Origin of the sequence: Bradyrhizobium tropiciagri, from assembly GCF_018130505.1 — a bacterium.
In the GTDB taxonomy this organism is placed as follows: domain Bacteria; phylum Pseudomonadota; class Alphaproteobacteria; order Rhizobiales; family Xanthobacteraceae; genus Bradyrhizobium; species Bradyrhizobium tropiciagri_B.
Window position 1 is genome coordinate 481294 of record NZ_JAFCKH010000003.1, and the last position, 24337, is coordinate 505630.

Genomic DNA, 24337 nt, shown 5'->3' on the forward strand with positions numbered 1-24337 from the left:
TAACAAAAGTCTAGTTATGCTAGTAATAAAAATCAGAATCGGCCGCATTGGAAACGCCTGGGAGATAATGAACATGAAGCTGAAAATCGGAAGTGTCCTGCTCGCGTCGGCGGCTCTGATAATCGCCGGCAGCGTTCATGCTCAGGGGATATCGGATGGCGTCGTGAAGATCGGCGTGTTGACGGACATGTCCGGCCAGTTTTCGCATGAGTCCGGCGACGGCTCGGTTACCGCGATCAAGATGGCGGTCGATGATTTCGGCGGCAAGGTTCTCGGCAAGCCGATCGAAGTCGTCGTCGCCGATCACCAGAACAAGCCCGACACCGCATCCGCACTGGCTCGCAAATGGTTCGACGTCGACCACGTCGACATGATCGGCAACTTGATCAACTCCTCGATCGCGCTCACCGTCTCCGGCCTCGCGAAGGAAAAGAACCGGATCGCCATCATCAACGGCTCGGGGTCATCTCGTCTGACTAACGATGCGTGCACGCCGAACAGCGTGCATTACGCCTACGACACTTACGCTCTGGCGCGCGGGACCGGCAGTGCGCTGGCCAAGCAAGGCAAGAAGACATGGTACTTCCTGACCGCGGACTATGCGTTCGGGCACGCGCTGGAGGCTGACACGTCCGCCATCGTCAAAGCATTGGGAGGCGAGGTGCTCGGCTCGACCCGTTACCCTCCCGAGTCGTTCGACCAGTCTTCCTTCCTGCTGCAGGCCCAGTCGTCGAAGGCCCAGGTTGTCGGACTTGCGGGCTCCGGCAACGTGCTGGTCAATTCGATCAAGTCAGCCCAGGAGTTTGGTATCCAGAACGGCGGGCAGACGCTCGCGGGCCTTCTGGTCTGGATCACCGACGTCAAGAGTCTCGGCCTCTCGGCCGCCCAGGGCCTCGTTCTCACCAACGCGTTCTATTGGGATCGGGACGACGAGACGCGGGCATGGTCGAAGCGCTTCTTCGAAAAGATGAAGCGGATGCCGCACATGGGCGACGCCGGCGATTACTCGTCCACCATGCACTATCTGCACGCGGTCCAGGCCGCCGGCACCGACGAGGCGCAGGCGGTCATGAGCAAGATGCGCGAACTGCCTATCAACGACTTTTTCGCCAAGAATGGCAGGATCCGTGAGGATGGGCGCATGGTCCACGACATGTACGTGTACGAAGTGAAGAAGCCGTCGGAATCAAAGAGCGATTGGGACTTCTACAAGCTCCGCGAAGTGATTCCGGGCGATCAGGCGTTCCGGCCGCTCAAGGACAGCGCCTGTAAGCTGGTAAAGAAGGATTGAAGCGGTCTGATATGGCAGGCCCGCATGCACGCGCATCGCGGGTCGTGCCTATGGAGCATCGAGATGGATAACGACGTCGTCGCGGCGGATTCGGCACCGGTGTGCAAGCCGATCGGCTCCGGGGCTGAATATATCGAGAGTCTCAGGAGGCGTAGACTGAAGGTGTACCTGATGGGTGAGCTGGTCGAAGAGCCGGTCGACCATCCCATTATCAGGCCTTCGATCAACGCGGTCGCGAAAACCTACGATCTGGCGAACGAGGATCCCGAACTGGCCTCCGCCGCCTCGTCCATCGTCGGGGGACGCGTGAACCGCTTCCTCCATATCTCCGCGAGTCCGGGCGATCTCGTCATGCAAAACAAGATGCAGCGCCGGCTCGGGCAACTGACGGGGACATGCTTCCAGCGTTGCGTCGGCATGGACGCGCTAAACGCGCTGCATTCGGTGACTTTTGATTTGGACGCAAAACACGGGTCCGACTATCATGCCCGCTTCAGCGAATTTCTCGGGCGGATGCAGCGGGCGAACGTCGTTATCGGCGGAGCCATGACCGACGTGAAGGGGGACCGAGGCAGGCCGCCGTCTCAGCAAGCCGATCCGGATCTCTTCCTTCACGTCGTCCGTCGTACTCACGAAGGCGTCTATGTCAGCGGCGCGAAGGCACACCAGACTGGCTGCATCAATTCGCACTGGCTCCTCGTGATGCCGACGATGCGGCTGGAAGCGGCTGACAGCGAATACGCCATCGCGGGCGCGATCCCCGTCGACGCCGAGGGCATCACCTATATCTATGGTCGGCAGTCCTGCGACAGCCGCAGCGCCGAACAGGGCGAGATCGACGCCGGCAATGCACAGTTCTCGGGTCAGGAAGCGATGATCGTCTTCGAGGACGTTTTCATTCCGAACGAGCTGATTTTTCTCGACGGAGAGTTCGAGTTCGCCTCCACTCTGGTCGAGCGTTTCACTTGCTATCATCGCCGCAGTTATGTCTGCAAAACGGGCGTCGGAGACGTGCTGATCGGTGCAGCGGCGACCATCGCGGACTACAATGGCGTCGAGCGCGCTTCGCACGTCCGCGACAAGCTGGTTGAGATGACCCATCTTAACGAGACCATCTACGGGACCGGCGTCGCAGCGAGCCATCAGGGTATCGCGATGAAGTCCGGAGCGTACTTGCCCGATGAAATGCTCGCGAACGTCTGCAAGCATCACGTCACGCGCTTCCCTTACGAGATCGGTCGGCTGGCTCAGGATCTCGCGGGTGGCCTGATGGTCACCCTGCCGTCCGAGCGCGAACTGCGACACCAGACGATTGGGCCAATGATCGAGAAATATCTGAAAGGCCGCCCCGACGTTCCGACAGAGGACCGGATCCGAATCCTTCGCTTGGTCGAGAACATGACGCTCGGCCGTAACGCGGTCGGCTATTTGACCGAATCCATGCACGGCGCCGGATCGCCGCAAGCCCAGCGGATCCAGATTGGCCGCTCGATGCAGGTCGAATTCAAGAAGGAACTGGCCAAGACGCTTGCGGGCATTGAGTCGGCGAAGCAACAGGCGATTGTCGACGATCTTTCAACGTATATGGCACGGGTGTTCGCGCCGGTCGGAAAGCCCTGACGGCTTCCTCGCTATTGGCTCGGTTCGAACTCGATGCGCGTCTCAAGATCTTGGGGGCAACCATGGCAATGACTATGACTGGCGAAATCCAGCTCGCGGCACCCCGCGAGGTGGTGTGGGCGGCACTCAACGATCCTGCCGTGCTCAAAATCTGCATTCCCGGCTGCGAAGAGCTCGAAAAGACCGACGACGGCGGCTTTCGCGCAATTGCCAGGATGAGGGTCGGGCCGGTTTCGGCGCGGTTCAAGGGCAGGGTCACGCTGAACGATCTCGATCCACCTAACGGCTACAGGATTTCGGGAGAAGGTGAGGGCGGCGTGGCTGGTTTCGCCAAGGGCGCGGCAGTGGTCGGCCTTGCCGAGGAGAATGGCGCAACCGTGCTGAGCTACGAGGTCGAAGCGCAGATCGGCGGCAAGCTGGCGCAGCTCGGTCAACGGCTGATCAATGGTGCGGCAAAGAAATTGGCTGACGAGTTCTTCATCAATTTTGCCAACGCTCTGCCAGCACGCACCGACGAGACGGCGGCGTAAGTCGATATCGAATGGCGAGAGCTGCTCAAGCAAGGCGGCGCAGGAGCAGATTCCTCCTCTTTTCAAATGCTGCCTGCCGTAGCAAGCGCCGTCCGCGAATCATTTCGCGCTGGTCCCTGCCATGATAAGGCGAGCCTGCTTGAGATGGGGGGCGTCAAGCATGACGCCGTCCAGTTGCACCGCGCCTTTGCCGGCGCTTTCGAATGCGGCGATGACGCGCTCGGCCCAGCGGCGCTCCTCGTCCGTCGGCGTGAAACAGCGATTGATGATCTCGACTTGCGAAGGATGAATTGCGGCCTTGGCTGAAAAGCCGTCGCGGCGCGCAGAGTTGCTCTCGCGACGTAGACCGTCATCATCGCGAAAGTCGGTGAATACGGCATCGATCGGTGCGACGTCCGCCGCGCGCGCCGCCAGCAGGCAGAGATTCCGCGCCAACGTAAACGGCGCAGTGTAGTGGCCTTGCTGGTCGCGATTGGCGGTGGCGCCGATGGCTGCCGACAGATCCTCGCCGCCCCACATCAGTCCCGCGAGTCTGGGATGCCGCCAGGATTTGGCCGCAAGCGACAGCGTGGACGACGGCGTCTCGGTGCAGACCACGATGATCGCGGTCTTGCCCTTCCTGGCTTGCGGCTCATGGCGGTCGATCAGATCACTCAATCTGACGATATCCTCCGGGCCCGCCGATTTGGGCAGCACGATCCCGTCGGGCGCCGCCGGGATGACGGCTTCCACATCCTCACGGCACCACGCGGTATCGAGCGAATTGACCCGCACAAATCGGCGCGGACCCGCGCTTTCGCCGGCAAGCGTCGCGACGACCGTCCTGCGCGCCTCCGGTTTTGCGTCGGGACGGACGGCATCCTCGAGATCGAGTATGATGACGTCGGCGCCACTGGCTGCCGCCTTGCTGATCATCTTCTCCGAATTGCCGGGAACGAACAGCAGGGAGCGCATCACGCTGCCTTCGGCTGCTTGCGCATCAGCGCTGCCCGCTCGCAGGTTGCGACGACGTCACCGTTCTGGTTTGTCATCTCATGATAGAAATTCACGATGCCCTCGTTGGGGCGCGACTTGCTCTCGCGCTTGGAGCGCACGATGGTGCGCACCTTCACCGAGTCGCCCTGGAACAGCGGCTTTGGAAAGCGAACGTCGGTCATGCCGAGATTTGCCAGCGTCGTGTTCAGCGTGGTGTCGTTGACGGTCATGCCGATCAGCAAGCCGAGCGTGAACAGGCTGTTCACCAGCGGCTTGCCCCATTCCGATTTTGCCGCGTAGTGCGCGTCGATGTGAAGCGGCTGCACATTCATGGTGAGCAGCGAAAACCAGACGTTGTCGGTCTCGGTGATGGTGCGCGACCATTCGTGGTTGAACACCATTCCGTCCGTGAATTCCTCGAACCATAGACCCGCCATCAGGACTTCTCCTCGATCTCGCTCGGCGCAATTGTTATCAGGATAGCGCCCGCCGGAACGGTATCCCCCACATTGCAACGTATCTGCTCGATGCGGCCGGCCACTTGCGCCCGCAGCGTATGAATCAGCTTCATCGCTTCCATCTGCATGATCGGCGCGCCTCTCTCGACGGTATCTCCAAGCGCCACATGGAGTTGCGAGACGACACCATGCAGCGGTGCTTCGATCGCATTGCCGGACTTTTCCAGGTTGGCGTGTTCGCGCGGCATCTCAATCCGTAGGCGGATGCTCGCGGACAGCGAAAGGCCCGCGCGGGTGATGCTGACGACATTACGGTCACGCAGGGCGATGAAAGCAGAGCCCGAAGGAGACGCCAGCGTGGTCTTGCCGCCTTCGGTGACGGGCCTGCCGAGGTCGATGGATGCGCCATCGAGCTCGACGACGATGCCGTCGTGGCCGACCTGGACGTCGGCATCGCACTGGCCGTATTCATCGACGAGATGGAGCGATGTCTTGGCGGGGCGCACCGCCGAGGTGACCCGGACCGCGCTGCGGCGGTCCCAGGGGCTGATCCATTGCGCGGCCGGTTCGGCGCTGTCGAGCGCTGCCCAAACCACGCAGGCTGCCGCGCGCAGGCTTCGCAGTTCTTCGGCGTCCGGTTTCCAACCGTTCGGATAGGCGGTCTCGATGAAGCGCGTGGTGGCGTGTCCGTCGGCAAACAGCGGCTGGCGCACCGCGTCGCGAAGGAAAGGTTGGATGGTTGGAACGCCGAGCAGCGTCAGTTCCGACAGCCCCTTGCCGAGCCGTGTGAGAGCGGCGGCGCGATCGGCGCCATGCGCGATCAGCTTGGCCAGCATCGAGTCGTAATACAGGCTGACTTGCGAGCCGGTTTCGACACCGCTGTCGAAGCGCGCGCCGTGCTGCGCGTCCACGGCAAGCAGCTTGCCGGTCGCGGACTGGAAGCCGAGGTCGGCGCGCTCGGCGGTAATGCGAGCCTCGATCGCATGGCCGCGAGCGCGGATCTTGTCTTGCGCGAGTGGAAGCTTTTCACCCGCTGCGGCAAGCAGCTGCCATTCGACGAGGTCGATGCCGGTGATGAACTCGGTGACCGGGTGCTCGACCTGCAAGCGTGTATTCATTTCGAGGAAATACGGCTCATCGCTGTCCCGGTCCATGATGAACTCGACCGTTCCGGCGGAGTCATAGCCGATGGTGCGGCCGAGCTTCAGTGCGGCATCGAACAGCTTGGCGCGCACGCTGTCGGGGAGGTTGGGGGCAGGGGCCTCTTCCAGAAGCTTCTGGTTATTGCGCTGGACCGAGCAGTCGCGCTCGAACAGGTGAACGAGGTTACCGGTGCGGTCGCCGGCGAGTTGGACCTCGAGATGGCGCGGGTTGAGGATGAATTTCTCGAGCAGAATGGAGCCGTCGCCGAACGCCGCCTCAGCCTCCGCCTTGGCGGCGGCAAGTGCGGTCTCGAAATCCTTCGCGTCGTCGACACGGCGCATGCCGCGACCACCGCCGCCGGCAGACGCCTTGATCAGGACGGGAAAGCCGATCCGGCCGGCTTCGCGCAATAGCGTGGCCGCGCTCTGATCGGCGCCGTGATAGCCGGGGACTGTCGGCACATCGGCGGCTTCCGCGATCCGCTTGGATTCGATCTTCGAGCCCATCTGTTCGACGGCCTTGGCGGACGGGCCGACGAAGATGAGGCCGGCGGCTTCACACCGCTTCACGAAGGTGGCGTTTTCCGACAGGAAGCCGTAGCCCGGATGGATCGCATCGGCGCCGGCCTGCTTTGCGGCGGCGAGGATCGCATCGATGTCGAGATAGCTGGCGCGAGCCGGCGGCGGACCGATCCGGATGGCTTCGTCGGCGGCTTTGACGTGGGGCGCCTGTGCGTCGGCATCCGAATAGACGGCGACGGTGCGGATACCGAGGCGCGTGCAGGTGCGCATGATGCGGAGCGCGATCTCACCGCGATTGGCGATCAGGACCGAAGCGATGGGGCGGGGGCTCAGGAGAAGCGACACGGGCGGCATCCTACATTCGATAGACCGGCCGCGTGCCGGTGACGGGCGGCTCCATCGCGCCGATCGCGAGGCAAAGCCCGAGTACGTCGCGGGTGTCGGAGGGATCGATCAGGCCGTCGTCCCAGAGCCGCGCCGTGCAGTAATACGGATCGGACTGCTCGTCGAACATCTGGCGCAGTTGCTGCTCGTGGGCGGCGAGATCGGCTTCGCTCGCGGGATTGCGCGAGATGCTGGAACGACGCAGATCCATCAGGACCGAGCTGCCGACATCCGGGCTCATGGTGCCGAGGCGGGCGTTCGGCCACATGAACATGAAGCGTGGCCGGAAGCCGCGACCGCTCATGCCGTAATTGCCGGCGCCATAGGAGCCGCCGGTCACGACCGTGTAACGCGGCACCCGCGCATTGGAAACGGCGTAGACGAGCTTCGCGGAATTCTTCGCTATGCCGTTTCGCTCGGCTTCCGAACCGACCATGAAACCGGTGATGTTCTGCAGGAAGAGGATCGGCACGTTGCGCTGGTCGCAGAGCTCGATGAAATGCGCACCCTTGAGCGAGGAGTCCGAGAACAGGACGCCGTTGTTGGCAATGATGCCGATGGGAAGTCCGTGGATATGGGCAAAGCCGCAGATCAGGGTGGCGCCGTAGAGCGGCTTGAATTCGTGGAACTCGCTGCCATCGACGATGCGGGCGATGATCTCGCGCTGGTCGAACGGCACCTTGAGATCGGCGCCGACGATCCCCGGAATTTCCGAGATGTCGAACAGGGGTGAACGCACCGGGCGGATGTCGCCGTGAAACTTCTGCACGCGGTTCAGGGCGCCGACGATGTCGCGGGTCTTGGCGATCGCTTCCATTTCGTCACGCGCGAAATGATCCGAGACGCCGGAGACCGTGCTGTGCATCTCCGCGCCGCCCAGCGTGTCGCGATCGACGATCTCGCGGATCGCGGCTTTCACGATCTGTGGGCCACCGAGATGGACGCTGCTGTTGCCGGCCGTCATCACGACTTCGTCGGCGAGTGCCGGAATATAGGCGCCCCCCGCCGTGCATTCGCCGAACACGGTTGCGATTTGCGGGATGCCGGCCGCGGACATCCGGCATTGCCGGTAGAACGCGCCGCCGAAATGGTCCTGGTCCGGAAACACCTCGTCGCCCTGCTGCAGGTTGGCGCCTCCGCAATCGACGAGGTAGACCACCGGCAGCTTGTTCTCGAAGGCGATGTCCTGCGCGCGCACGTGCTTGCGGATAGTCTCCTTGAAGAACGAGCCGCCCTTGGTGGTGGCGTCGTTGGCGATGATCATGCAGATCACGCCGCGGACAGTGCCGATGCCGGTGACGAGACCCGCGGCGGGCACCGCGTTGTCGTACAGACCCCACGCGGCGAGCGGCGACAGTTCCATGAACGGGCTGAACGGATCGATCAGCAGATCAATCCGTTCGCGCACCGGAATCTTGCCGCGGTCGCGATGGCGTTGAACCATGCGGTCGCCGCCGCCTGCCAGCGACCAGGCTTGCCGCGCCCGAAGCGTCTTCAGGAGGCCGTCATAGATTCCCGCGTTCGCCTGAAAGGTCTGGGACCGCGGATCGATTGCGCTGTTGAGCGTTGCCATATCGGGATATCGCCGGATTTCTTCTCGATTGGGTTCAGGTGGTTCCTTCGGGGCGGCGTTGCATCAGCAGTGTGATCGAGCCGGTCTGCACGATCTCCTCGCGCTGGTTCAAGACCTCGAAGCCGAGCTTGAGAACGCCGCGTCCCGCAGTCTTGCTGGGTCGCGCTTCGAGCGGGGTGACAGCGGCGCTGATGGTGTCGCCGAGCTTGACCGGGGCCTTGAAATCCCACGACACGCCCAACAGGCCCATCGCGGTGCCGTCGATCCAGTTCATCTGCGACATCAGCCCGATCGCGCTCGAGAGCACCAGCGGGCCATGTGCGACCCGGCTGCCGAAGATGCTGTTCCTGGAAAACTCCTCATCGACATGGAGCGGGTTGTGGTCGCCGACCAGGCCGGCGAACAGCGACACGTCGCCTTCGTTCACTGTCCGGCCGCGCGTTCTGCGGGTGCGATTGATTTCAAAATCTTCCAGGTAGAGACCCAAGGCAATTCCCCTTGTTCGGGCGGCATTTTCTACTAACTAACCGGACGGTAAGTAAACCGACTTGTCAGAAGGTACACTAACGGCTAGCGTAGAGACCGGCAAGATGCGGAGGTCGATTTGTTTCCCACCAGGGAAGACGTGCACGGGATCAGGCGCCTTGAAGTGCTGCGTGAAGCCGCGGCCTCGTTCAATTTCAAGGGCTATCACGGGACCTCGATGAACGAGATCGCCGCGAGTCTCGGTGTGACGAAGGCGGCGCTCTACCACTACTTCCCGAACAAGACGAGTTTGCTCGCCGCGTGCTTCGAGCACGCGATGGATGCGGCGTTCGCGAGCATGGAGCGCGCGCGCAAGGAGGGGCGCAACGGCCGGGAGCGGCTGGTTCTGACGATGTCCTACTACGTCGCGCAACTGATCAACGAATTGAATTGCTGCGTCGTGCTGATGGAAGACCGGGCGCTGGAGCCTGAAGATCAGGCCAAGCTGGTGCGGCAGCGCGACCGCTTCGAGCGAGCGTTGCGTGGTTTCATCCGCGAGGGAATCGACGATGGAAGCGTCGTGCCCTGCGATCCCAAGCTTGCCATCTTTGTCATTCTGGGCGCCATGAACTGGGTGCCGAAATGGTTCAAGCCAAGCGGGGTGTGGAAGCCCGACCAACTCAACACGGCGCTCGCCCAGATGTTCGAGAGGTTGATCTCGTCCTCGCCGGTCGCTGCCATGGCAGGCGACGTTGGCGAGTTGCCATCGCGCTCCGATCCGCCCTCGAGCTTGAGTGCGCTGGCCGAGCTTGGGCGCGGGGCGCGGGTAACGAAAATCGCAAAGAAAATAAAACAGTCAAGGTAGGAGGAAAGCGATGAGGGAGGGAGAGATGCAAAGGCGTCGAGGTCCGGCAATTTGCTCTTCATCGCTCTGACGGCGTGAAGGAGCGTATCTATCATGATCGCCAATCTCATCGTTGGAGGTCTCGCGGCCGGCTGCCTCTACGCGATGGTCGGTATCGCCATCGTCGTCGTGCTCAACATCACCGACATCGCCAACTTCGCGCAAGGCGAGATGGCGATGGTGACGACGTTCTTCGCCTACTGGCTGCTGAACAGCGTCGGTCTCACCTGGTGGCAGGCGGTGCCGATCGCGATCCTTTTCGGCCTCGTGCAGGGCGTCATCATCCAGCAGGTCGTGATCCGTCCGTTGATCGGCAGTCCGGTGCTGTCGGCGATTATCGCGACGCTTGGACTCAATATTGTGCTCAACAGCGTCGCCGGCCTGATCTGGGGGCACCAGACCTATACGTTTCCATCGCCGTTCGCCTTTTCGGCGCCGTTCATGATCGGAAGCGTGCCGGTTCCGGTCGACGCCGTCGTCAGTATCATGGCGGGTCTCGCGATTGTCGTGGCGATGACCTGGTTTCTCCGTTTTACCTGGATTGGCCTCGGCTTGCGCGCCGCTAGCCAGAACCCGACGGTGGCCCGCATGATGGGCGTGTCGATCTCCCGCAGCTCCGCGATCGCGTGGGGGCTCGGCGGATTGATCGGCGGCATAGCCGGCATCCTGGTCGCGCCGTCGCTGTTTCTCGATACCAATCTGATGAGCGCGCTTCTCATCAAGGCGTTCGCCGGCGGCGTGCTCGGCGGCCTGCACAGCATGATCGGCGTCTTCCTCGGTTGCCTGGCGCTCGGGGTCGCCGAAAACCTGGTCGGCGCTTATGTCTCGCCGGCATTCGGTGAGGCCATCACTTTCATCATCATCATCGCCGTGCTGATTGTCCGTCCCGAGGGTGTCTTCGGCCGCGTCAAGGTGCGCAAGGTATGAGCGCCGCAGCCGACATCGAGCGGGCGCAGCGCCAGGCGCTGCCATTTGGAACCGGGCCGATTCTGCTCGGCGTGTGTGTCGCGGCCGCCTGCGCCGCGCCTTTCGTGCTGAATGGTTACGGGCTCTATGTGCTGAATCTGACCGGCGTCTTCGCCCTGGTCGCGCTCGGGCTCAACCTGCTCACGGGTTATGCCGGCCAGATCAGCCTGTGTCATGCCGCTTTCTTCGGCGTTGGCGCATACGCCACCGCGATCCTGACGCAGACGGCCGGCGTTCCGTACCTGTTGTCGCTTCTCGTCGGTGGCCTGCTCACGGCTTGTGTCGGTGCCGTCGTGGCGGTGCCGGCGATGCGGCTCAAGAGCCTCTACCTTGCCATCGCGACGCTGGGCTTCGGCGTCGTGCTGCAGAAGATCATCTTCGAATGGCGCAGCCTCACCAACGGAGGCGGCGGGCTCGCGCTCAGTCCGCCGGTGATCGGCGGCTACGAACTGCGCGCGACCGGCCTTTACTATCTGACGTTGGCCGTCGTGACGTTGGGTGTCTGGGGCGCATGGAACGTCAGCCGCGGCCGTACCGGGCGTGCGCTCCTGATCATCAAGGAGAGCGAGATCGCAGCCGGCGCGCTCGGTATCCCGGCCGCTCGCTACAAGGTGATCGCGTTCGCCATCAGCGCATTCTACGCGGCGGTCGCCGGCGGGCTGTTCGCCTATCTCGTCCGATACATCCATCCCGAGAATTTCAGCGTCGGTCTTTCCATCGCCTTTCTCAGCATGGTCGTGATCGGCGGCCTCGGCACCATCGGCGGTTCGATTGTCGGGGCGGCCTTCTACGTCATCGTTCCCGAGCTGCTGCGCGGCATCAAGGATGCTCCCGGACTCGTGTTCGGCTTGCTGCTCGTCATCGTCATGGTCCTGATGCCGAAGGGCCTCTGGGGGCTGGCGCGCCGTATTGGACGGAGGGCCTGAGATGGCGCGCCTTTCAATCGAAGACGTTTCGGTCGATTTCGGCGGCATCCATGCGCTCCAAGACGTCACCTTCGAGTTCGAGTCGGGCGCGATCGTCGGCTTGATCGGGCCGAATGGTGCCGGCAAGAGCACACTCCTGAATTGCGTCTCCGGCATCACGCGGCCGACCCAAGGCCGGGTCCGGCTCGACGACAAGGTTCTCTCGGCGTTGCCGCCGGCGAGTGTCGCCGGCTGTGGCATCGGTCGCGTGTTCCAGCATCCTGAGCTGGTTGTCGATCTTTCCGTGAGGGAAAATCTCCTGATCGCCTGCCATCGTTCGCTCGGCTATGGCCTCGTCAGCGAGCTCCTGAAGCTTCCGAACATGTGGCGGGCGGAGCGTGATGCCGCACGCCGGGTCGATCAGATGCTCGACCGCCTCGGTTTGTCTGATAGCGCCGAACTTGCGATCCGCAATCTGCCCTACGGCCACCGCAAGCTGGTCGACCTCGGCCGCGCGTTGCTGATGGATGTCCGGTTCCTGCTGCTGGATGAGCCGATCGCGGGGCTGAACGACGCCGAGGTCGCCAAACTGCGCGAGCTGCTGCTCCGCCTGCGGGACGAGCTTGGTATCGGCATTCTCGTCGTCGAGCACAACATGCCGTTCGTCTCGCGGCTCTGCGACCGCCTGGTCGTTCTCGATCTGGGCCGGCTCATTGCGAACGGCCTGCCGGCCGATGTGCTCCGCGACCCCACGGTAATGGCCTCCTATCTCGGCGAGGACGCCTGATGCTGGAGATCAACAATCTCAATGTCCGATACGGCGCGGTCGAAGCCTTGCGCGACGTCTCGATCAAGGTTGGCTCCGGCAACCTTGTCGCCATCCTCGGCGCGAACGGCGCCGGCAAGTCGACCTTGCTCCGGGCGATCAGCGGCATTGTCGGCACCGCGTCGGGCAGTATCGCGTTGCTCGGAAGCGCGATCGGCGGCTTGAGCCCGGAGGAGATCGTGCGGCGCGGCGTCGCGCATGTGCCGGAGGGGCGCGGGATCTTCCCGGACCTGACGGTGAAGGAAAACCTCATGATCGGCGCCTATGCGCGGCGCGGCCGGGATCTCACCGCCGACTATCGCAAAGTGATGCAGATGTTTCCGCCGATCGAGCGGCGCGAGCGGCAATTCGGCTACACGCTTTCCGGCGGCGAACAGCAGATGCTGGCAATCGGCCGCGCCCTGATGGCGGCGCCGCGGCTGCTGCTGGCCGACGAGCTGAGCCTCGGACTCGCGCCGATCATCGTCAAGCAGGTGTTCGCCAAGCTCGATGAGGTACGCAAGACGGGCATCACGGTGCTCGTCGTCGAGCAGAACGCCCGGCTTGCGATGAAATTCGCCGACTACCTCTATGTGCTCAAATATGGCCGCGTGGTGATGCAAGGATCACGCGAGGAGTTCGAACGGTCGACCGAACTGGTCGACGCTTACCTCGGTGTCTGACGATGCATGATTATCCGCTCAAGCAACGCACCATCGGACGGCTGCTGGCCGACAAGGCAGGCCGCATTGGCGACCGCACCTGGTTGATCCATGGCGGCGAGAAGTACAGCTACGCCGAGGCGCACGACATCTCGAACTGTTACGCCAACGGATTTGCCGACCGCGGCGTCCGCAAGGGTGATCATGTTGCGATCATGATGCCCAATTGTCCGGAGTTCATCTGGACGATCTGGGGACTCGGCAAGCTCGGTGCCGTCACGGTGCCGCTCAACACCGCGGCGAGGGGTGACCTGCTGCGCTATTTCATCACCCAATCGGACTCGAGCGTCGTCGTTGTCGCCAGCGAATGGGCCGACCGCATGGCGGAAGCTCTGACGGTCGAGAACAACATTCATACCTTCGTCGTCCACGGTGGCGCCGGGTCGAAGCTCGCGAGCCTCGGCAAGCCGTTGGTCGACATCAAGACGCTGGCGGGCGCGTCGCCGCGTGAGCCGGATCCGGAGCTGGTGCAGGCCAGCGATCCGCAATACATCATGTATACGTCCGGCACGACCGGTCCGTCGAAAGGTGTGATCAGCCCGCACTCGCAGGCACACGGTGTCGGCCGCTCCCTCGCACAGAACTACGGCTACCGCAGTGATGACGTGATCTTCACATGCCTGCCGCTGTTTCACGGCAACGCGCTCTGGTACTCCTGTTACGCTGCGTTCTGGGCCGACTGCACGCTCGCCATCTCGCCGCGCTTTTCGGCCAGCACCTTCTGGGACGAGATCAGGGCGGCCGGCGCCACCCAGTTCAATTCGCTCGGCGCCATGACCAATATTCTGCTGCGAACGCCGCCATCGGCGCGGGACCGCGATCATCGCGTGCGCCAGGCGATGATCGTGCCGCTGTCGCCGGACTCCTATCGCGATGTTTCCGAACGCTTCGGCGTCCAGGTGACGTCGCTCTACGCGATGACCGAGACCTTCGCCGTGACGATGTTCTGCCCCGAGGATCCCGAAGCCAAGGGCGCCTCGGCCGGCCGGCCGCGCGGTCTTGCCGAAATCCTGATCGTCAGCGACGAGGACGATCCGCTGCCGGCGGGCGAGGTCGGCGAGATCTGCGTGCGGCCGTCCGAGCCCGGGATCATCATGTCCGGCTATTACAAGATGCCGGAGGCGACCGTGCGCGACACGCGCAATCTCTGGCTTCACACCGGCGATCGCGGCCGCGTCGACGAGGACGGCTATCTCTATTTCGTCGATCGCAAGAAGGAGGCGATTCGTCGCCGCGGCGAGAATATCTCCGCTTACGAAGTCGAGATGCTCGTGGCGAAGCATCCGGCCGTGCTCGAGGTCGCGGCAGTGCCGGTGACCTCGGAACTCAGCGAGGACGAGGTGATGATCTTTGTCGTCTGTCGCGACAAGGCGAGTGTCAGCGAGGAGGAACTGGTGCGCTTTGCCAACCGCAACATGGCGCACTTCATGGTGCCACGCTTCGTGCATTTCATCGATGCGCTGCCCAAGACAGCGAGCGAGAAGATCGAGAAATACAAGCTGAAGACCTGGGCCGAGCAGAATCGCGCGTCCCTCTGGGATCGCGAGGCCGTTGGTCTCAAGCTTGAGCGGTGAAGACTTAACAACAAAAATATATGACGGAGAGGAAACATGATCGGGAAAGTGTTCGGATGGCGCCTTGCGCTAGCCACTGCGATAGCAATGACGGTGCTGCCGGCGGTCGCGCAGGAGCCGGTGAAGGTCGGAATGAGCGGGCCGTTCTCGGGCGGCTTGTCGTTGCTCGGACAAAGCGTGCGCGACGGCGTCGAGGTCGCGTTCGCGGAAATCAACGAAGCCGGTGGGGTGAGCGGACGCAAGCTCCAGTTCATAGCCGAGGATGACGGTTACGAGCCGATGCGTACCATCGCCTCGGCCCGCAAGCTCGTCGAACAAGACAAGGTCGTGGCCCTTCTCGCCGTGACGGGAACCGCGCCGTCTGCGGCGCTCTTGCCCTTTGTAACGGAGAGCAAGACCCCGATGTTGTTTCCCTACGCCTTCTCGCACTCTCTGACCACGCCGCTGAACCGCGACGTCTTCACCACGCTGCCCGAGGTGCGCGTCCAGATGGTCGTGCTCGCCAACTACATCCTCAACACGCTCAAGCAGACCAAGGTCGCCGCAATCTACCAGAATGACGATTTCGGTCAGGACGCGGTTGCTGGTCTCGAGGAGCGTTTCGGCCGCGACAAAATTCCATTGGTCAAGCTGCCGTTCGATCGTGGCACGACCAACTTCAGCGGCGTGGTCGCGCAGGCCAAGGCTGCCGGGGTCGAGCATGTGGTGTTTCTCGGCATTCCCAAGGACGCCGCGCTGGTGATGCGCGAAGCGAACAACCTCGGCTGGAAGCCGCAATTCAGCGGCCACAATGCGCTTGGCGACCCCCAGACGTTCCAGCTCGCCGGGCCGTTGGCCGAAGGCGCCATCGCCATTGCGGTGATGGAGCCGCTGGATTCCGACAAGCCGGCAGTCAAGGCCTTCATCGCGGCACAGCAGAAGTACAAGCCGAATACCAAGCCGACCACCTACAGCATGCACGGCTACCAGGCGGGTAAACTGTTCGCGGAGATCGTCAAGCGCGCGGGCGGCAAGACCGATGAGGCTTCGATCGTGAGTGCGATCGAGGGCATGCAGGGCTTCGATACCGGCCTGATGGCGCCACTTACGTTTTCCTCCAAGCAGCATGCCGGAGCTCTCGCGGGCGCGATCATGAAGGCCCAGGGCGGCAAATGGAAGATCATCTCGGACTGGCTTGCTGCGAACTGAACGGTAGAGCCCGATGCAAGCCGTCGTCGTCGAGAGAACCGGTCCTCCAGACGTCCTGCGCGTCGCCGAGGTGGCGGCGCGCGAGCCGGGCTCGCGTGAGATCAGGATTGCAGTCGCGGCATGCGGCGTCTGCTTCCATGATGTCGTGGTGCGCAACGGCACGTTTCGCCGCGGCGTCGGCATGCCGCTCATTCTCGGCCATGAGATCGCAGGCCGGATTGAGACACTGGGCTCCGCAGTCACCGGCTTTCGGATCGGCGACCTCGTCGCCACCACCACCCACAGTCATGTGTGCGGCTGCTGCCGCCATTGCCGTGGCGGCCGAGAGACATCCTGCCCCGAGCGCGTCTTTCTCGGCGATGCCGGACTCAACGGCGGCTATGCTGAACTCGTCTGCGTCGACGCAGACGCCGTCGTGCCGGTGCCGGCCGGCGTCGCGGCCGAAGAGGCCGCGATCGCTGCCTGCACCATCGGTACTCAGCTCAATGCGGTGCGCGACGTCGGTGCGGTCAGGATTGGCGAGCGCGTCCTGGTGACGGGAGCCGGTGGCGGTCTCGGTTTGCATGGCGTGCAACTGGCGCGTCTGGCCGGGGCTTTCACCATCGCGGTGACGACCACCGCAGCCAAGGCGGCTCGGATCCGCGAGGCCGGTGCGGACGAGGTCATCATCGTCGAGCGGGGCGGGGATTTTTCGCCTGAGGTGCGCCGGCTCACTGGCGGCCGCGGTGTCGATGCGGTCATCGACAACGTTGGAAGTCAGGTATTCGAATCCGCGCGGCGCAGCGTGGCGGATGACGGACGCATCGTGCTGGTGGGGCAGCTGACCGGCGAGTTCATGTCCATCAATCCAGCCCAGTTGTTCTTGCGGAACGTATCGATCCGCAGCGCCAAGGGAGTGTCGCGGTCGCAGCTCGAAGACGCGCTCGAGCTGATGGCGAGGGGCCGTATCAGGGCCGCGGTCGGGGACGGCTATCGCCTCGAGGACGCTGCCGTAGCTCACAGGCTCGTGGAAGCCGGCCTCTCGACCGGACGGCTGGTGCTCAATCCAGGGAGACACGGATGACAGAAGCCGCAACCGGCAAGGCGCTGACGCTGACCTGGCCGCAACCCGATATCGCGCTCATCACCATGGAGCGCGAGCGCGAAATGAATACGCTCAGCCTGGAACTGCTGGCGGAACTCGATGAGGCGCTAACTGCAAGCGTCGATGGCGGCGCCCGCGCGGCGATCATCACCGGCCAGGGCCGGGCGTTTTGCGCCGGCGCGCATCTGCGCTACTTCACGGAATCTGATCCGCGCATCGGCTCCGGCAGCTTCGCGCTGCGCGATCGATACTTGCAGCCGATTGCGACCGTGTTCGATCGGATCGAGGCTTTGCCGATCCCCGTCATCGCGGCGATCAATGGCTATGCGCTCGGTGGCGGCTGCGAGATGTCGCTGGCGTGCGATTTCCGCCTGATGGCCGATCACACCAAGATTGGCGTGCCTGAAGTGCGAATCGGCGCGCTGGCCGGCGCTGGTGGTGTGCAGAAGTTGCATCGGTTGGTGGGGCGCGGCAAGGCGCAGGAATGGATATTGCTCGGCAGTCACATCCCGGCCTCCGAGGCTCTTGCCCATGGCCTCGTGACATCCGTCCATCCGGCGGCGCAGCTGCTCCCGGCGGCGCTCGAATTGGCCGGCCGTTTTCGCCTGCTCGGTCCGCGCGCGGTTGCGCAATCGAAGATGGCCGTACGGTTGTGCGGCGACACCGATCTGACGACAGCCCGCAACATCGGGCTCGAGGCGTTAGCAATGCTGATCGACGCACCGGAATGGCGGGAAGGCATGACTGCCTTCATGGAGAAGCGCCCACCGCGGTTTCCACCGCTGCAGGCAGCGCCGTCGGGCTCGAAGGCGCAGTTATGACGGTGGCCGCGGCGTCGCGCAACAATGAGCCGTTGAGGTAATGGGTTCTGGCTTTTGCCAGGACGACACCCGCTTGTGAGCAGCAATACGAATGTCAGCGCGCGGCCGCGATCTCCTCCGGCGCGGTGAGGGGGCGCCACGCCGCTAGCGCGGCGCGTGCGATCAGTTCGAGCTGTTGGCGGGTGGCACCGTCGCGCGCCTGGATCGACATGCCCTGCTGCACCGTCACGTAATATTTGGCGATCGCATCGAGGTCGGCTGCGGGCGAGATCTCGCCGCGGGCGACGCCCTGGCGCAACCGCTCACGCAAGTCCTTCACGCTCTGAGCGCGGTGTTCGACGAGCTCCTTTCGCACGGTCTCGGAGTGCTCGCCCGGATGCAACGCCGACAGCACCACGAGGCAGCCGGAAGGACGCGAGCGGCGGGTGAAGGCACGCGCGGTCTGCATCAGGAAGGTTTCCACGGTCTCATAGGCGGTCTCGGCGCGCAGCGCCGCGCCCCAGATCAGCTCGCCTTCGTGCTTCGCGTAGTAATCGAGCGCCTGCCGGAATAGCTCCTCCTTGCCGCCGAACGCGGCGTAGAGGCTCGGCGAGGCGATGCCCATTGCCGCCGTCAGGTCGGCCATCGAGGTGCCCTCATAGCCCTTCAGCCAGAATACATCCATGGCGCGGGCCAGCGCGGCGTCCTTGTCGAAGCTTCTCGGGCGGCCACGGTCGGCCATCGGTTCCATCCATTTCTGTATCATTCATTAAATAATTCACTTGACGTCCCGGCGCAACCATCCTTATTTATGTGTCAATCGTTACAGATATAACCAGGAGCTTCCCATGACCCAGTCCCTGCAAGGAAAACGCGCCCTCGTCACCGGCGGCAGCCGCGGCATCGGTGCGGCGATCGCCAGGCGGCTCGCCGCCGAAGGCGCCGACGTCGCCATCACCTATGAGCGTTCGGCCGATCGTGCCGAAGCCGTCGCAAGCGAGATCAAGCAGCAAGGCCGGCGCGCGCTGACGCTGCAGGCCGACAGTGCCGACGCCGCGGCGGTGCGCGGCGCGGTGAATGCCGCCGCAAAAGCGTTCGGCGGCCTCGACATCCTCGTCAACAATGCCGGCATCTTCCGCGGCGGCGGGCCGATCGAGAACCTCACGTTGGAGGATATCGATGCCACGCTGGCGGTGAATGTACGCGCGGTGGTGGTCGCCTCGCAGGCAGCGGCCGCGCATATGGGCGAGGGCGGCCGCATCATCAACATCGGCAGCAACCTCGCAACCCGCGTGCCGGACGCGGGCATGAGCCTCTATTCGATGAGCAAGTCGGCGCTGATCGCCTGGACGCAGGGGCTGGCGCGCGACCTCGGCGGCCGCGGCATCACCGTCAACATCGTGCACCCCGGCTCGACCAACACCGACATGAACCCGGTCGACGGGCCGGGCGCCGAGGCGCAGCGCGGCCGCATGGCAATCAAGCGTTACGGCAAGGCGGACGACGTTGCGGCGCTGGTTGCCTTCGTCGCCGGGCCCGAGGCCGGTTCGATCAATGGCGCCGGCCTGAACATCGACGGCGGCGCCAACGCGTGACGCTGCCGCGGGCGAGTTGCGGCGAGCGCGCTGTCACGCGCACTCGTCGCGCTCGCCTCGAACTCATTCGCCCGGAACGAGGCTGCCGATCGGCGGCCGTTGCGTGACGCGGCGATGGCGCCGGCGCGACAGATAGAGCAGATAGCCGGTGATCGTGAACAGCGGCATCGTGGCGGCGGCCAGCATGAAGGCGAGCTTGCCCGGCCAGCCGAGGATGGCGCCGCGGTGGATGTCGAGCACGCTGGCCAGCACGCGCTCGCCGAACGTCTTGTCGGCGTAGCGGTCGGCCGAGATCACGTGTCCGGTTACGGCATCGATGCGGAATTCATCGCGCACGGTGTCGAGCGAGGCATCGCGCGCCCATGATCTGACGCGCACGATTGTGCCGTTGCCGGCCGGCATCGTCAGCAGCGCCCGGCCGTAGCTGCCGTCCTGCTGCAGGAACGTCGCCCAGACGCGATCGAAGGCCAGCGGCCTGGTTTCGCTGTTGTCTTCGGAGGCTGCCGAACCGCGCGGCGCCATGGGTGCCTTCGGCTGCATCGCCGCCGTCTTGGCGACATGGCCTGCGATCAGCCAGGTCGCGCCGGCCTTGTACCATTCGAACGAGTACGACAGCCCGGTCAGCGCCATCACCAGATAGATCGGCAGCACCCAGGTGCCGATCACGGCGTGCAGCGAGCGGTGCAGGCCGCGGCCGCGCAGCGCAAGATTCGGCTTCAACCACACCTTCACGCTGCGGACGCGGTGCGGCCAGCGCAGCACGAGGCCTGATATCAGCATCACGATCAGGCAGATCGCGGCGGTGCCGGTGAGCTTGCGGCCATAGCCGTTGCCGTCGCCAGGCACCAGCAGCCAGCGATGCAGCTTGCGGACGGTGGCGAAGAAATCTTCAGCCCGTGGCGAGCCGAGCACGTGCCCATCATAAGGATCGACATAGACCGAGGTTGGCCGCGTGCCGCCTTCGCTACGAGCCAAGCGGATGCGCGCTGCCGCCGACGGATCGCTCGACATCGTCACGGCGGACGCCTTGCCGAAATCGCCGGCCGCCTGCAACCGCGCGATCAACTCGTCCGGCGTGAGCCGCGGCGCCGCGCTGGGATCGACGTGCATGATGTGCCGGTTCAGGCTGGCCTGGATCTCATCCTCGAACGCCATCGTCGCGCCGGTGATCCCGACCACCGCCCATAGCAGCGCGAGCAGCACGCCAATGACGGAATGGACCTGCAACAACGCGGCCTTGATCGCGGATTTGCTCATGACTGAAGATGACGTGGGGAGGGCACTGGAACCAGCGGGCTCGTTGCAGTCGCCGCCTATTCAACAGCGCGCCGGGACCCTAACCAAGTGTGCGGCGTGATGCCACAGCGCTAGTTTGGAATCGATCCAGCCTCGTCTTTGTCAAAGGACACGGAGATGCAACAAACTCGATGTCGTCCCGGCGAAAGCCGGGACCCATAACCACCGAAGATCATTGTTGCACAACGCTGGGACCACAGACTTTTCCAGCAACACAACCCTGTGGTTATGGGTCGCGGCTGTCGCCGGGACGACGAGTGGAATGAGTTGCGCTCCAACTCCATCACCGTCCATCCCGGCGCGCAGCCCGATCGCCTCGATACTCTGCCCCGCTAGAACTTCACCGTCGCCGACAGCGAAAATCGCCGAGCGCGACGTTGCAGATTTTCGAGCGTTGCGTGTGCGTCAGGACATTGCGAGGCTGACGGACGCCGAGCCGACCGTGCCGCTGCTGACGCCGTCACGCGCCATCGATTCGATCTCAGTCCAGTTCTCGCGGAAAATCCGCGCCGCCTCACCGGCGCTGTCGGCATGGATCGTCAGGCTGCACGCGCGTCTGGCGCCATTGCTGGCGAGCTGGAAGTGAAGAACGTAACCAGACTGGTCTGCGCGCCGTGCGCCCAACGGTCCCTGCTGCATGAAGTCTTCCCCAAATCAGTGTTTTTGGCCACCCGACGCAAGGATTGGAAGCGCGATGCGGCGCAGTCGTGATTCAAAAGCGGCAATCGGCCCGATCGCGCGTTTTATCGGCGTGTGTTGCCGGGATTCAACACTGTCGGGAACCCGCGGAAGTGGTCGCAGCGTTGCCGCCCTACGCAGGGCTCGCACGCCATCGCGCCCCGTACACGGGGCTCGCACGCCATCGTGAAGGTGCCAGTTGCTCTTCGCGCGTAACGCGAACCCACGCCCTTGCGTAGACCTGCCACGAGCCCCGCGACACGTGGGGCCAAGTGTAATTGCACAACAAGGGAAGAACCGTCCGCATGACTCCGTCATTCAATGTCGCCGAAACCGGCGGCGGCTCCTATCGTCCGCTCGCGATCCTGCGCTGGGTCATGGTGGTGATTTTCGTGTCGTTCGGCATGCAGAAATTCACGCCGCAGTCGGCGCAGGGCATCGCCCAGTTCATCACCAACAGTCCGTTCATCTCGTGGCTGTCGGTATTCGGCCTCCGCGGCGAGGCCTATGTGCTCGGCGTTGCCGAACTCGGCATCGCCGCGTTGCTGGCGGCCGGCGCGTTCAGTCCGGTGCTGTCGGCGATCGGCTCGCTGATGGGCGTCGTGACCTTTGCCATCACCTGGTCGTTCTTCTTCACGACGCCGGGTGTCGTGACATGGAGCCTGTCGTGGGATCCGATGGCCTGGAATCTCGCCGGCGAATTCCTGTTCAAGGACATCGTCCTGCTCTGCGTCTGCATCGTGCTGCTGCTGGCGTCGCTGCCGCGCTCGGTCGTTCGGTTGCGCACATCCGCGCGGAGCGATGGTTAATTCAGTGTTAATTCGTGCGCCCCGCGGCCGTTGCGGGAGTTCCGTAATACTGCGTGTTGCTCGAATCCGAACGACCTCTGCAACCTTCGATTGACGAATTGTTGCTAGTAAGAAATATCCCCGGTTGGGAGTTGCATGTGACCACGCCTGAAATATCGATGGCCGGCCCCGCGGGCGCCCAAGGCGCCTTGCCTTGGCCGGCATCTCACATCCCCCCGGACTTTCGTGCACACATTGAGTTGATTGCGGTTCCGGCACCCCGTGGCTGGTGCGCTGGAGGGCGGCTGCGGTCGCCGTGACGGTTTTGCTCGCCGTTACGGCACTGCGCCGCCCCTTCGCCGCATGGTAACGCGCGAGGCGCGCAATCGTGAATTCGGATCATTGGGCGGCGGCGTTAGATTCGCCGCAGCATTGCATCGCGATCGCTCGCCTGGCGGGCCGCTTCGAACATCGCCCCGATTTCCGTCGTCATGCAGCTCTCGTCCTTGCTCCGGCGCACAGCCGTCCTGCTGGCCATTTCGTTGGGCGCGCTATCGTTGGTCCGCGCGGATTCCGACATGGATGCACAGATCAGGGACATCGTGACGAGCGAGCTGGCGCCGACCGCGACCGCGTCCGATCCGGGCGGTCTCGCAGCAGTGGTCTATGCCGGCGGCCGGGTCACATTCTTCAACTACGGTTTTGCCGACGCCGCCGCGAAGCGGCCGGTAACGCCGGACACGCTGTTCAATCTCGCCTCGCTGCGGAAGATCTTCGAGGCGACGCTGGTCGCGCTCGGCACCACGCGCGGCGAATTGCGGCTGGATGATCCCGTCAGCAAATATCTGCCGGAGCTCAACGGCGATTTTATCAGCCGCGTCACCATCGGCGAGCTGGTGACGCATACGTCGGGGCTGCTGCTGCGGACAGATCATCCGCCGTGGCCGAACGACAGCTTCACGCGCGAGCAGTTCGTGGCGATGCTCAATGCCTGGACGCCGCCGGCGGGCGTTGCGCCCGGCAAGCAGCGCGTCTACACCCATGCCGGCTATGTGCTGCTGCAGCTCGTGCTGGAGCGGCGCTATGGCATGCAGATCGGCGCGCTGATCGAAGACCGCATCCTGCGGCCGCTCGGCATGACCTCGACCTTCGTTCCGGCCCGCGGCGAGGACAATCGCGCGATCGTGCCGGACCAGATCATGCAGCGCATGGTTCAGGGCTATTCCGATCAGGGCACGGCGATCGGCGCGCCCGGCAGCCAGCAGAGCTATTACGATTTTCCCGGCACCGGCCAGATGTTCTCCTCGGCGCGCGATCTCGGCATCCTGCTTCGCGCGTTTCTCGGCGGCGCCGTGATCGATCCCGAGCTGCGCGCCGCGCTTGCGACGACCGAGCGCGAGAGCTTTCGCGTCGACGAAAAATTCGGCCAGGCGATGGCGTGGGAGCATGTGCGGCTCGACGGCGTCACCGTCATCGACAAGCCCGGCGGTCTCAACAACGCCTCGGCCTATGTCGGGCTGGTCCCGGCGCGGCGGCTCGGCATCGTGCTGCTCGCCAACCGCGGCGAATACCCGCACGAGATCGCGCGCTACAGGATTTTGCCCGCAATCGCACGACTTTAGCCAAGGTCGACGCCAATCCGATGACATTGCTGCGCAATTCGGAGGCGGGGAATGCAAAAATTGCAATGGCGCGAAACCGGGGTCGGCTGTATAAGCCGGTAGCTTCTTCTCCTGTTTGAAGAGGCTGATATGACCGATCTGAATCCTGATTTGCACTCCTGGCTCTCGCAACAGCCGCACGGCCTGCGCACCTTCAGGACCTTCCAGCAAAAACTCGAGATCTTGAGCGAGGACGACCCCGAGCAACGCGGCGTGTGCCGGCTATTGAGCGGTCTCGTCGGCAGCTATGTCGAGGCGTTCGACGAGGAGCCGCTGCCTGTCGCGGTCGCCGATCGCGCCTATGGCCGGCTGCTCGATCTCGTCGGAAGCCTGGATTTGAAGGGAAATCCCGACCGGCGTCTCGCCGATATCAACCGCGTCGCGGCCTTCAACCTCGTCAACTGAGCGCGG

General features: G+C 63.8%; 24 protein-coding genes. 16 read left to right on the top strand and 8 right to left on the bottom strand.

All coding sequences use genetic code 11. The annotated features are described in order from the left end of the window. The first annotated feature begins 73 nt into the window (after window positions 1-73). The 3 genes from JQ633_RS09890 to JQ633_RS09900 all read left to right on the top strand — a co-directional run bounded on the left by JQ633_RS09890 (window position 74) and on the right by JQ633_RS09900 (window position 3441). Window positions 74-1291 (top strand): ABC transporter substrate-binding protein, encoded by a 1218-nt coding sequence (locus tag JQ633_RS09890; protein WP_211984792.1) that lies wholly within the window; start codon window positions 74-76, stop codon window positions 1289-1291. 63 nt (window positions 1292-1354) lie between these two features. Next, a complete protein-coding gene (locus JQ633_RS09895; protein WP_211984793.1) occupies window positions 1355-2911 on the top strand; it encodes a 4-hydroxyphenylacetate 3-hydroxylase family protein in 1557 nt (518 codons plus the stop codon). A 62-nt stretch (window positions 2912-2973) separates the two neighbouring features. Further along, the gene (locus JQ633_RS09900; RefSeq protein WP_211984968.1) at window positions 2974-3441 is read left to right on the top strand and encodes an SRPBCC family protein; all 468 of its coding nucleotides are present in this window, start codon (window positions 2974-2976) and stop codon (window positions 3439-3441) included. Between the two features lie 99 nt (window positions 3442-3540). On the opposite strand, the gene JQ633_RS09905 is transcribed toward JQ633_RS09900, so the two are convergent. From JQ633_RS09905 to JQ633_RS09925, 5 genes are read right to left on the bottom strand one after another with little or no spacing between them, the layout of a single operon-like run. Continuing rightward, window positions 3541-4395, bottom strand: coding sequence for an HpcH/HpaI aldolase/citrate lyase family protein (locus JQ633_RS09905; protein WP_211984969.1), 855 nt, complete (start codon window positions 4393-4395; stop codon window positions 3541-3543). Further along, window positions 4395-4853 carry a MaoC family dehydratase gene (locus tag JQ633_RS09910; RefSeq protein ID WP_211984794.1) on the bottom strand — a complete coding sequence of 153 codons (459 nt, stop codon included), beginning with the start codon at window positions 4851-4853 and terminating at the stop codon, window positions 4395-4397. The genes JQ633_RS09905 and JQ633_RS09910 overlap by 1 nt, the downstream gene beginning before the upstream one ends. After that, complete coding sequence (locus JQ633_RS09915; RefSeq protein WP_211984795.1) at window positions 4853-6883, bottom strand: acetyl/propionyl/methylcrotonyl-CoA carboxylase subunit alpha; 2031 nt, start codon at window positions 6881-6883, stop codon at window positions 4853-4855. Before JQ633_RS09915 ends, JQ633_RS09910 begins: the two co-directional genes overlap by 1 nt. A gap of 10 nt (window positions 6884-6893) precedes the next feature. Further along, a complete protein-coding gene (locus JQ633_RS09920) occupies window positions 6894-8495 on the bottom strand; it encodes a carboxyl transferase domain-containing protein (protein ID WP_211984796.1) in 1602 nt (533 codons plus the stop codon). 34 nt (window positions 8496-8529) lie between these two features. Continuing rightward, window positions 8530-8982, bottom strand: a complete 453-nt coding sequence (locus JQ633_RS09925) for a MaoC family dehydratase (protein ID WP_249159063.1) — start codon at window positions 8980-8982, stop codon at window positions 8530-8532. A 117-nt stretch (window positions 8983-9099) separates the two neighbouring features. Between JQ633_RS09925 and JQ633_RS09930 the strand changes: the two genes are divergently transcribed. The 9 genes from JQ633_RS09930 to JQ633_RS09970 all read left to right on the top strand — a co-directional run bounded on the left by JQ633_RS09930 (window position 9100) and on the right by JQ633_RS09970 (window position 17929). Further along, complete coding sequence (locus JQ633_RS09930) at window positions 9100-9825, top strand: TetR/AcrR family transcriptional regulator (protein WP_211984798.1); 726 nt, start codon at window positions 9100-9102, stop codon at window positions 9823-9825. 93 nt (window positions 9826-9918) lie between these two features. Then, on the top strand, window positions 9919-10791 hold the full coding sequence (locus tag JQ633_RS09935; protein WP_211984799.1) for a branched-chain amino acid ABC transporter permease: 873 nt from the start codon (window positions 9919-9921) through the stop codon (window positions 10789-10791). After that, window positions 10788-11756 (top strand): branched-chain amino acid ABC transporter permease, encoded by a 969-nt coding sequence (locus JQ633_RS09940; protein ID WP_211984800.1) that lies wholly within the window; start codon window positions 10788-10790, stop codon window positions 11754-11756. The genes JQ633_RS09935 and JQ633_RS09940 overlap by 4 nt, the downstream gene beginning before the upstream one ends. A 1-nt stretch (window position 11757) precedes the next feature. After that, complete coding sequence (locus JQ633_RS09945) at window positions 11758-12522, top strand: ABC transporter ATP-binding protein (protein WP_211984970.1); 765 nt, start codon at window positions 11758-11760, stop codon at window positions 12520-12522. Continuing rightward, window positions 12522-13223: an ABC transporter ATP-binding protein gene (locus tag JQ633_RS09950; protein ID WP_211984801.1), complete on the top strand. Its 702-nt coding sequence runs from the start codon at window positions 12522-12524 to the stop codon at window positions 13221-13223. Before JQ633_RS09945 ends, JQ633_RS09950 begins: the two co-directional genes overlap by 1 nt. 2 nt (window positions 13224-13225) lie before the next feature. Further along, complete coding sequence (locus JQ633_RS09955; protein WP_211984802.1) at window positions 13226-14836, top strand: ATP-dependent acyl-CoA ligase; 1611 nt, start codon at window positions 13226-13228, stop codon at window positions 14834-14836. Window positions 14837-14872: 36 nt separating this feature from the next. Next, window positions 14873-16024: an ABC transporter substrate-binding protein gene (locus JQ633_RS09960; RefSeq protein ID WP_211984803.1), complete on the top strand. Its 1152-nt coding sequence runs from the start codon at window positions 14873-14875 to the stop codon at window positions 16022-16024. Window positions 16025-16037: 13 nt separating this feature from the next. Beyond that, window positions 16038-17087, top strand: coding sequence for a quinone oxidoreductase family protein (locus JQ633_RS09965; protein WP_211984804.1), 1050 nt, complete (start codon window positions 16038-16040; stop codon window positions 17085-17087). Next, window positions 17084-17929, top strand: a complete 846-nt coding sequence (locus tag JQ633_RS09970) for an enoyl-CoA hydratase/isomerase family protein (protein ID WP_283812764.1) — start codon at window positions 17084-17086, stop codon at window positions 17927-17929. The genes JQ633_RS09965 and JQ633_RS09970 overlap by 4 nt, the downstream gene beginning before the upstream one ends. 94 nt (window positions 17930-18023) lie before the next feature. Here the strand turns inward: JQ633_RS09970 and JQ633_RS09975 are convergent, their stop codons facing one another. Continuing rightward, on the bottom strand, window positions 18024-18650 hold the full coding sequence (locus JQ633_RS09975) for a TetR/AcrR family transcriptional regulator (protein WP_211984806.1): 627 nt from the start codon (window positions 18648-18650) through the stop codon (window positions 18024-18026). 106 nt (window positions 18651-18756) lie between these two features. Here JQ633_RS09975 and JQ633_RS09980 point away from each other — a divergent pair, with 106 nt between their 5' ends. After that, window positions 18757-19503, top strand: a complete 747-nt coding sequence (locus JQ633_RS09980) for an SDR family NAD(P)-dependent oxidoreductase (protein ID WP_211984807.1) — start codon at window positions 18757-18759, stop codon at window positions 19501-19503. Window positions 19504-19566: 63 nt separating this feature from the next. Here the strand turns inward: JQ633_RS09980 and JQ633_RS09985 are convergent, their stop codons facing one another. Further along, on the bottom strand, window positions 19567-20760 hold the full coding sequence (locus JQ633_RS09985; RefSeq protein WP_211984808.1) for a PepSY-associated TM helix domain-containing protein: 1194 nt from the start codon (window positions 20758-20760) through the stop codon (window positions 19567-19569). Between the two features lie 444 nt (window positions 20761-21204). Then, the gene (locus JQ633_RS09990; protein WP_211984809.1) at window positions 21205-21438 is read right to left on the bottom strand and encodes a hypothetical protein; all 234 of its coding nucleotides are present in this window, start codon (window positions 21436-21438) and stop codon (window positions 21205-21207) included. Between the two features lie 344 nt (window positions 21439-21782). Here JQ633_RS09990 and JQ633_RS09995 point away from each other — a divergent pair, with 344 nt between their 5' ends. From JQ633_RS09995 to JQ633_RS10005, 3 genes are all read left to right on the top strand, one after another. Next, window positions 21783-22286, top strand: coding sequence for a DUF417 family protein (locus tag JQ633_RS09995; RefSeq protein WP_211984810.1), 504 nt, complete (start codon window positions 21783-21785; stop codon window positions 22284-22286). A 557-nt stretch (window positions 22287-22843) separates the two neighbouring features. Further along, on the top strand, window positions 22844-23887 hold the full coding sequence (locus tag JQ633_RS10000; RefSeq protein WP_211984811.1) for a serine hydrolase: 1044 nt from the start codon (window positions 22844-22846) through the stop codon (window positions 23885-23887). A gap of 129 nt (window positions 23888-24016) precedes the next feature. Next, window positions 24017-24331 (top strand): hypothetical protein, encoded by a 315-nt coding sequence (locus tag JQ633_RS10005; protein ID WP_433995632.1) that lies wholly within the window; start codon window positions 24017-24019, stop codon window positions 24329-24331. The last annotated feature ends 6 nt before the right edge of the window (window positions 24332-24337 follow it).

What these genes read in the sequence shown, in the direction of transcription:
- JQ633_RS09890 (WP_211984792.1), top strand. Translation starts at nt 74, where the DNA reads ATGAAGCTGAAAATCGGAAGTGTCCTGCTCGCGTCGGCGGCTCTGATA.
- JQ633_RS09895 (WP_211984793.1), top strand. Translation starts at nt 1,355, where the DNA reads ATGGATAACGACGTCGTCGCGGCGGATTCGGCACCGGTGTGCAAGCCG.
- JQ633_RS09900 (WP_211984968.1), top strand. Translation starts at nt 2,974, where the DNA reads ATGGCAATGACTATGACTGGCGAAATCCAGCTCGCGGCACCCCGCGAG.
- JQ633_RS09905 (WP_211984969.1), bottom strand. Translation starts at nt 4,395, where the DNA reads ATGCGCTCCCTGCTGTTCGTTCCCGGCAATTCGGAGAAGATGATCAGC.
- JQ633_RS09910 (WP_211984794.1), bottom strand. Translation starts at nt 4,853, where the DNA reads ATGGCGGGTCTATGGTTCGAGGAATTCACGGACGGAATGGTGTTCAAC.
- JQ633_RS09920 (WP_211984796.1), bottom strand. Translation starts at nt 8,495, where the DNA reads ATGGCAACGCTCAACAGCGCAATCGATCCGCGGTCCCAGACCTTTCAG.
- JQ633_RS09935 (WP_211984799.1), top strand. Translation starts at nt 9,919, where the DNA reads ATGATCGCCAATCTCATCGTTGGAGGTCTCGCGGCCGGCTGCCTCTAC.
- JQ633_RS09940 (WP_211984800.1), top strand. Translation starts at nt 10,788, where the DNA reads ATGAGCGCCGCAGCCGACATCGAGCGGGCGCAGCGCCAGGCGCTGCCA.
- JQ633_RS09945 (WP_211984970.1), top strand. Translation starts at nt 11,758, where the DNA reads ATGGCGCGCCTTTCAATCGAAGACGTTTCGGTCGATTTCGGCGGCATC.
- JQ633_RS09950 (WP_211984801.1), top strand. Translation starts at nt 12,522, where the DNA reads ATGCTGGAGATCAACAATCTCAATGTCCGATACGGCGCGGTCGAAGCC.
- JQ633_RS09955 (WP_211984802.1), top strand. Translation starts at nt 13,226, where the DNA reads ATGCATGATTATCCGCTCAAGCAACGCACCATCGGACGGCTGCTGGCC.
- JQ633_RS09960 (WP_211984803.1), top strand. Translation starts at nt 14,873, where the DNA reads ATGATCGGGAAAGTGTTCGGATGGCGCCTTGCGCTAGCCACTGCGATA.
- JQ633_RS09965 (WP_211984804.1), top strand. Translation starts at nt 16,038, where the DNA reads ATGCAAGCCGTCGTCGTCGAGAGAACCGGTCCTCCAGACGTCCTGCGC.
- JQ633_RS09970 (WP_283812764.1), top strand. Translation starts at nt 17,084, where the DNA reads ATGACAGAAGCCGCAACCGGCAAGGCGCTGACGCTGACCTGGCCGCAA.
- JQ633_RS09975 (WP_211984806.1), bottom strand. Translation starts at nt 18,650, where the DNA reads ATGGCCGACCGTGGCCGCCCGAGAAGCTTCGACAAGGACGCCGCGCTG.
- JQ633_RS09980 (WP_211984807.1), top strand. Translation starts at nt 18,757, where the DNA reads ATGACCCAGTCCCTGCAAGGAAAACGCGCCCTCGTCACCGGCGGCAGC.
- JQ633_RS09985 (WP_211984808.1), bottom strand. Translation starts at nt 20,760, where the DNA reads ATGAGCAAATCCGCGATCAAGGCCGCGTTGTTGCAGGTCCATTCCGTC.
- JQ633_RS09990 (WP_211984809.1), bottom strand. Translation starts at nt 21,438, where the DNA reads ATGCAGCAGGGACCGTTGGGCGCACGGCGCGCAGACCAGTCTGGTTAC.
- JQ633_RS09995 (WP_211984810.1), top strand. Translation starts at nt 21,783, where the DNA reads ATGACTCCGTCATTCAATGTCGCCGAAACCGGCGGCGGCTCCTATCGT.
- JQ633_RS10000 (WP_211984811.1), top strand. Translation starts at nt 22,844, where the DNA reads ATGGATGCACAGATCAGGGACATCGTGACGAGCGAGCTGGCGCCGACC.
- JQ633_RS10005 (WP_433995632.1), top strand. Translation starts at nt 24,017, where the DNA reads ATGACCGATCTGAATCCTGATTTGCACTCCTGGCTCTCGCAACAGCCG.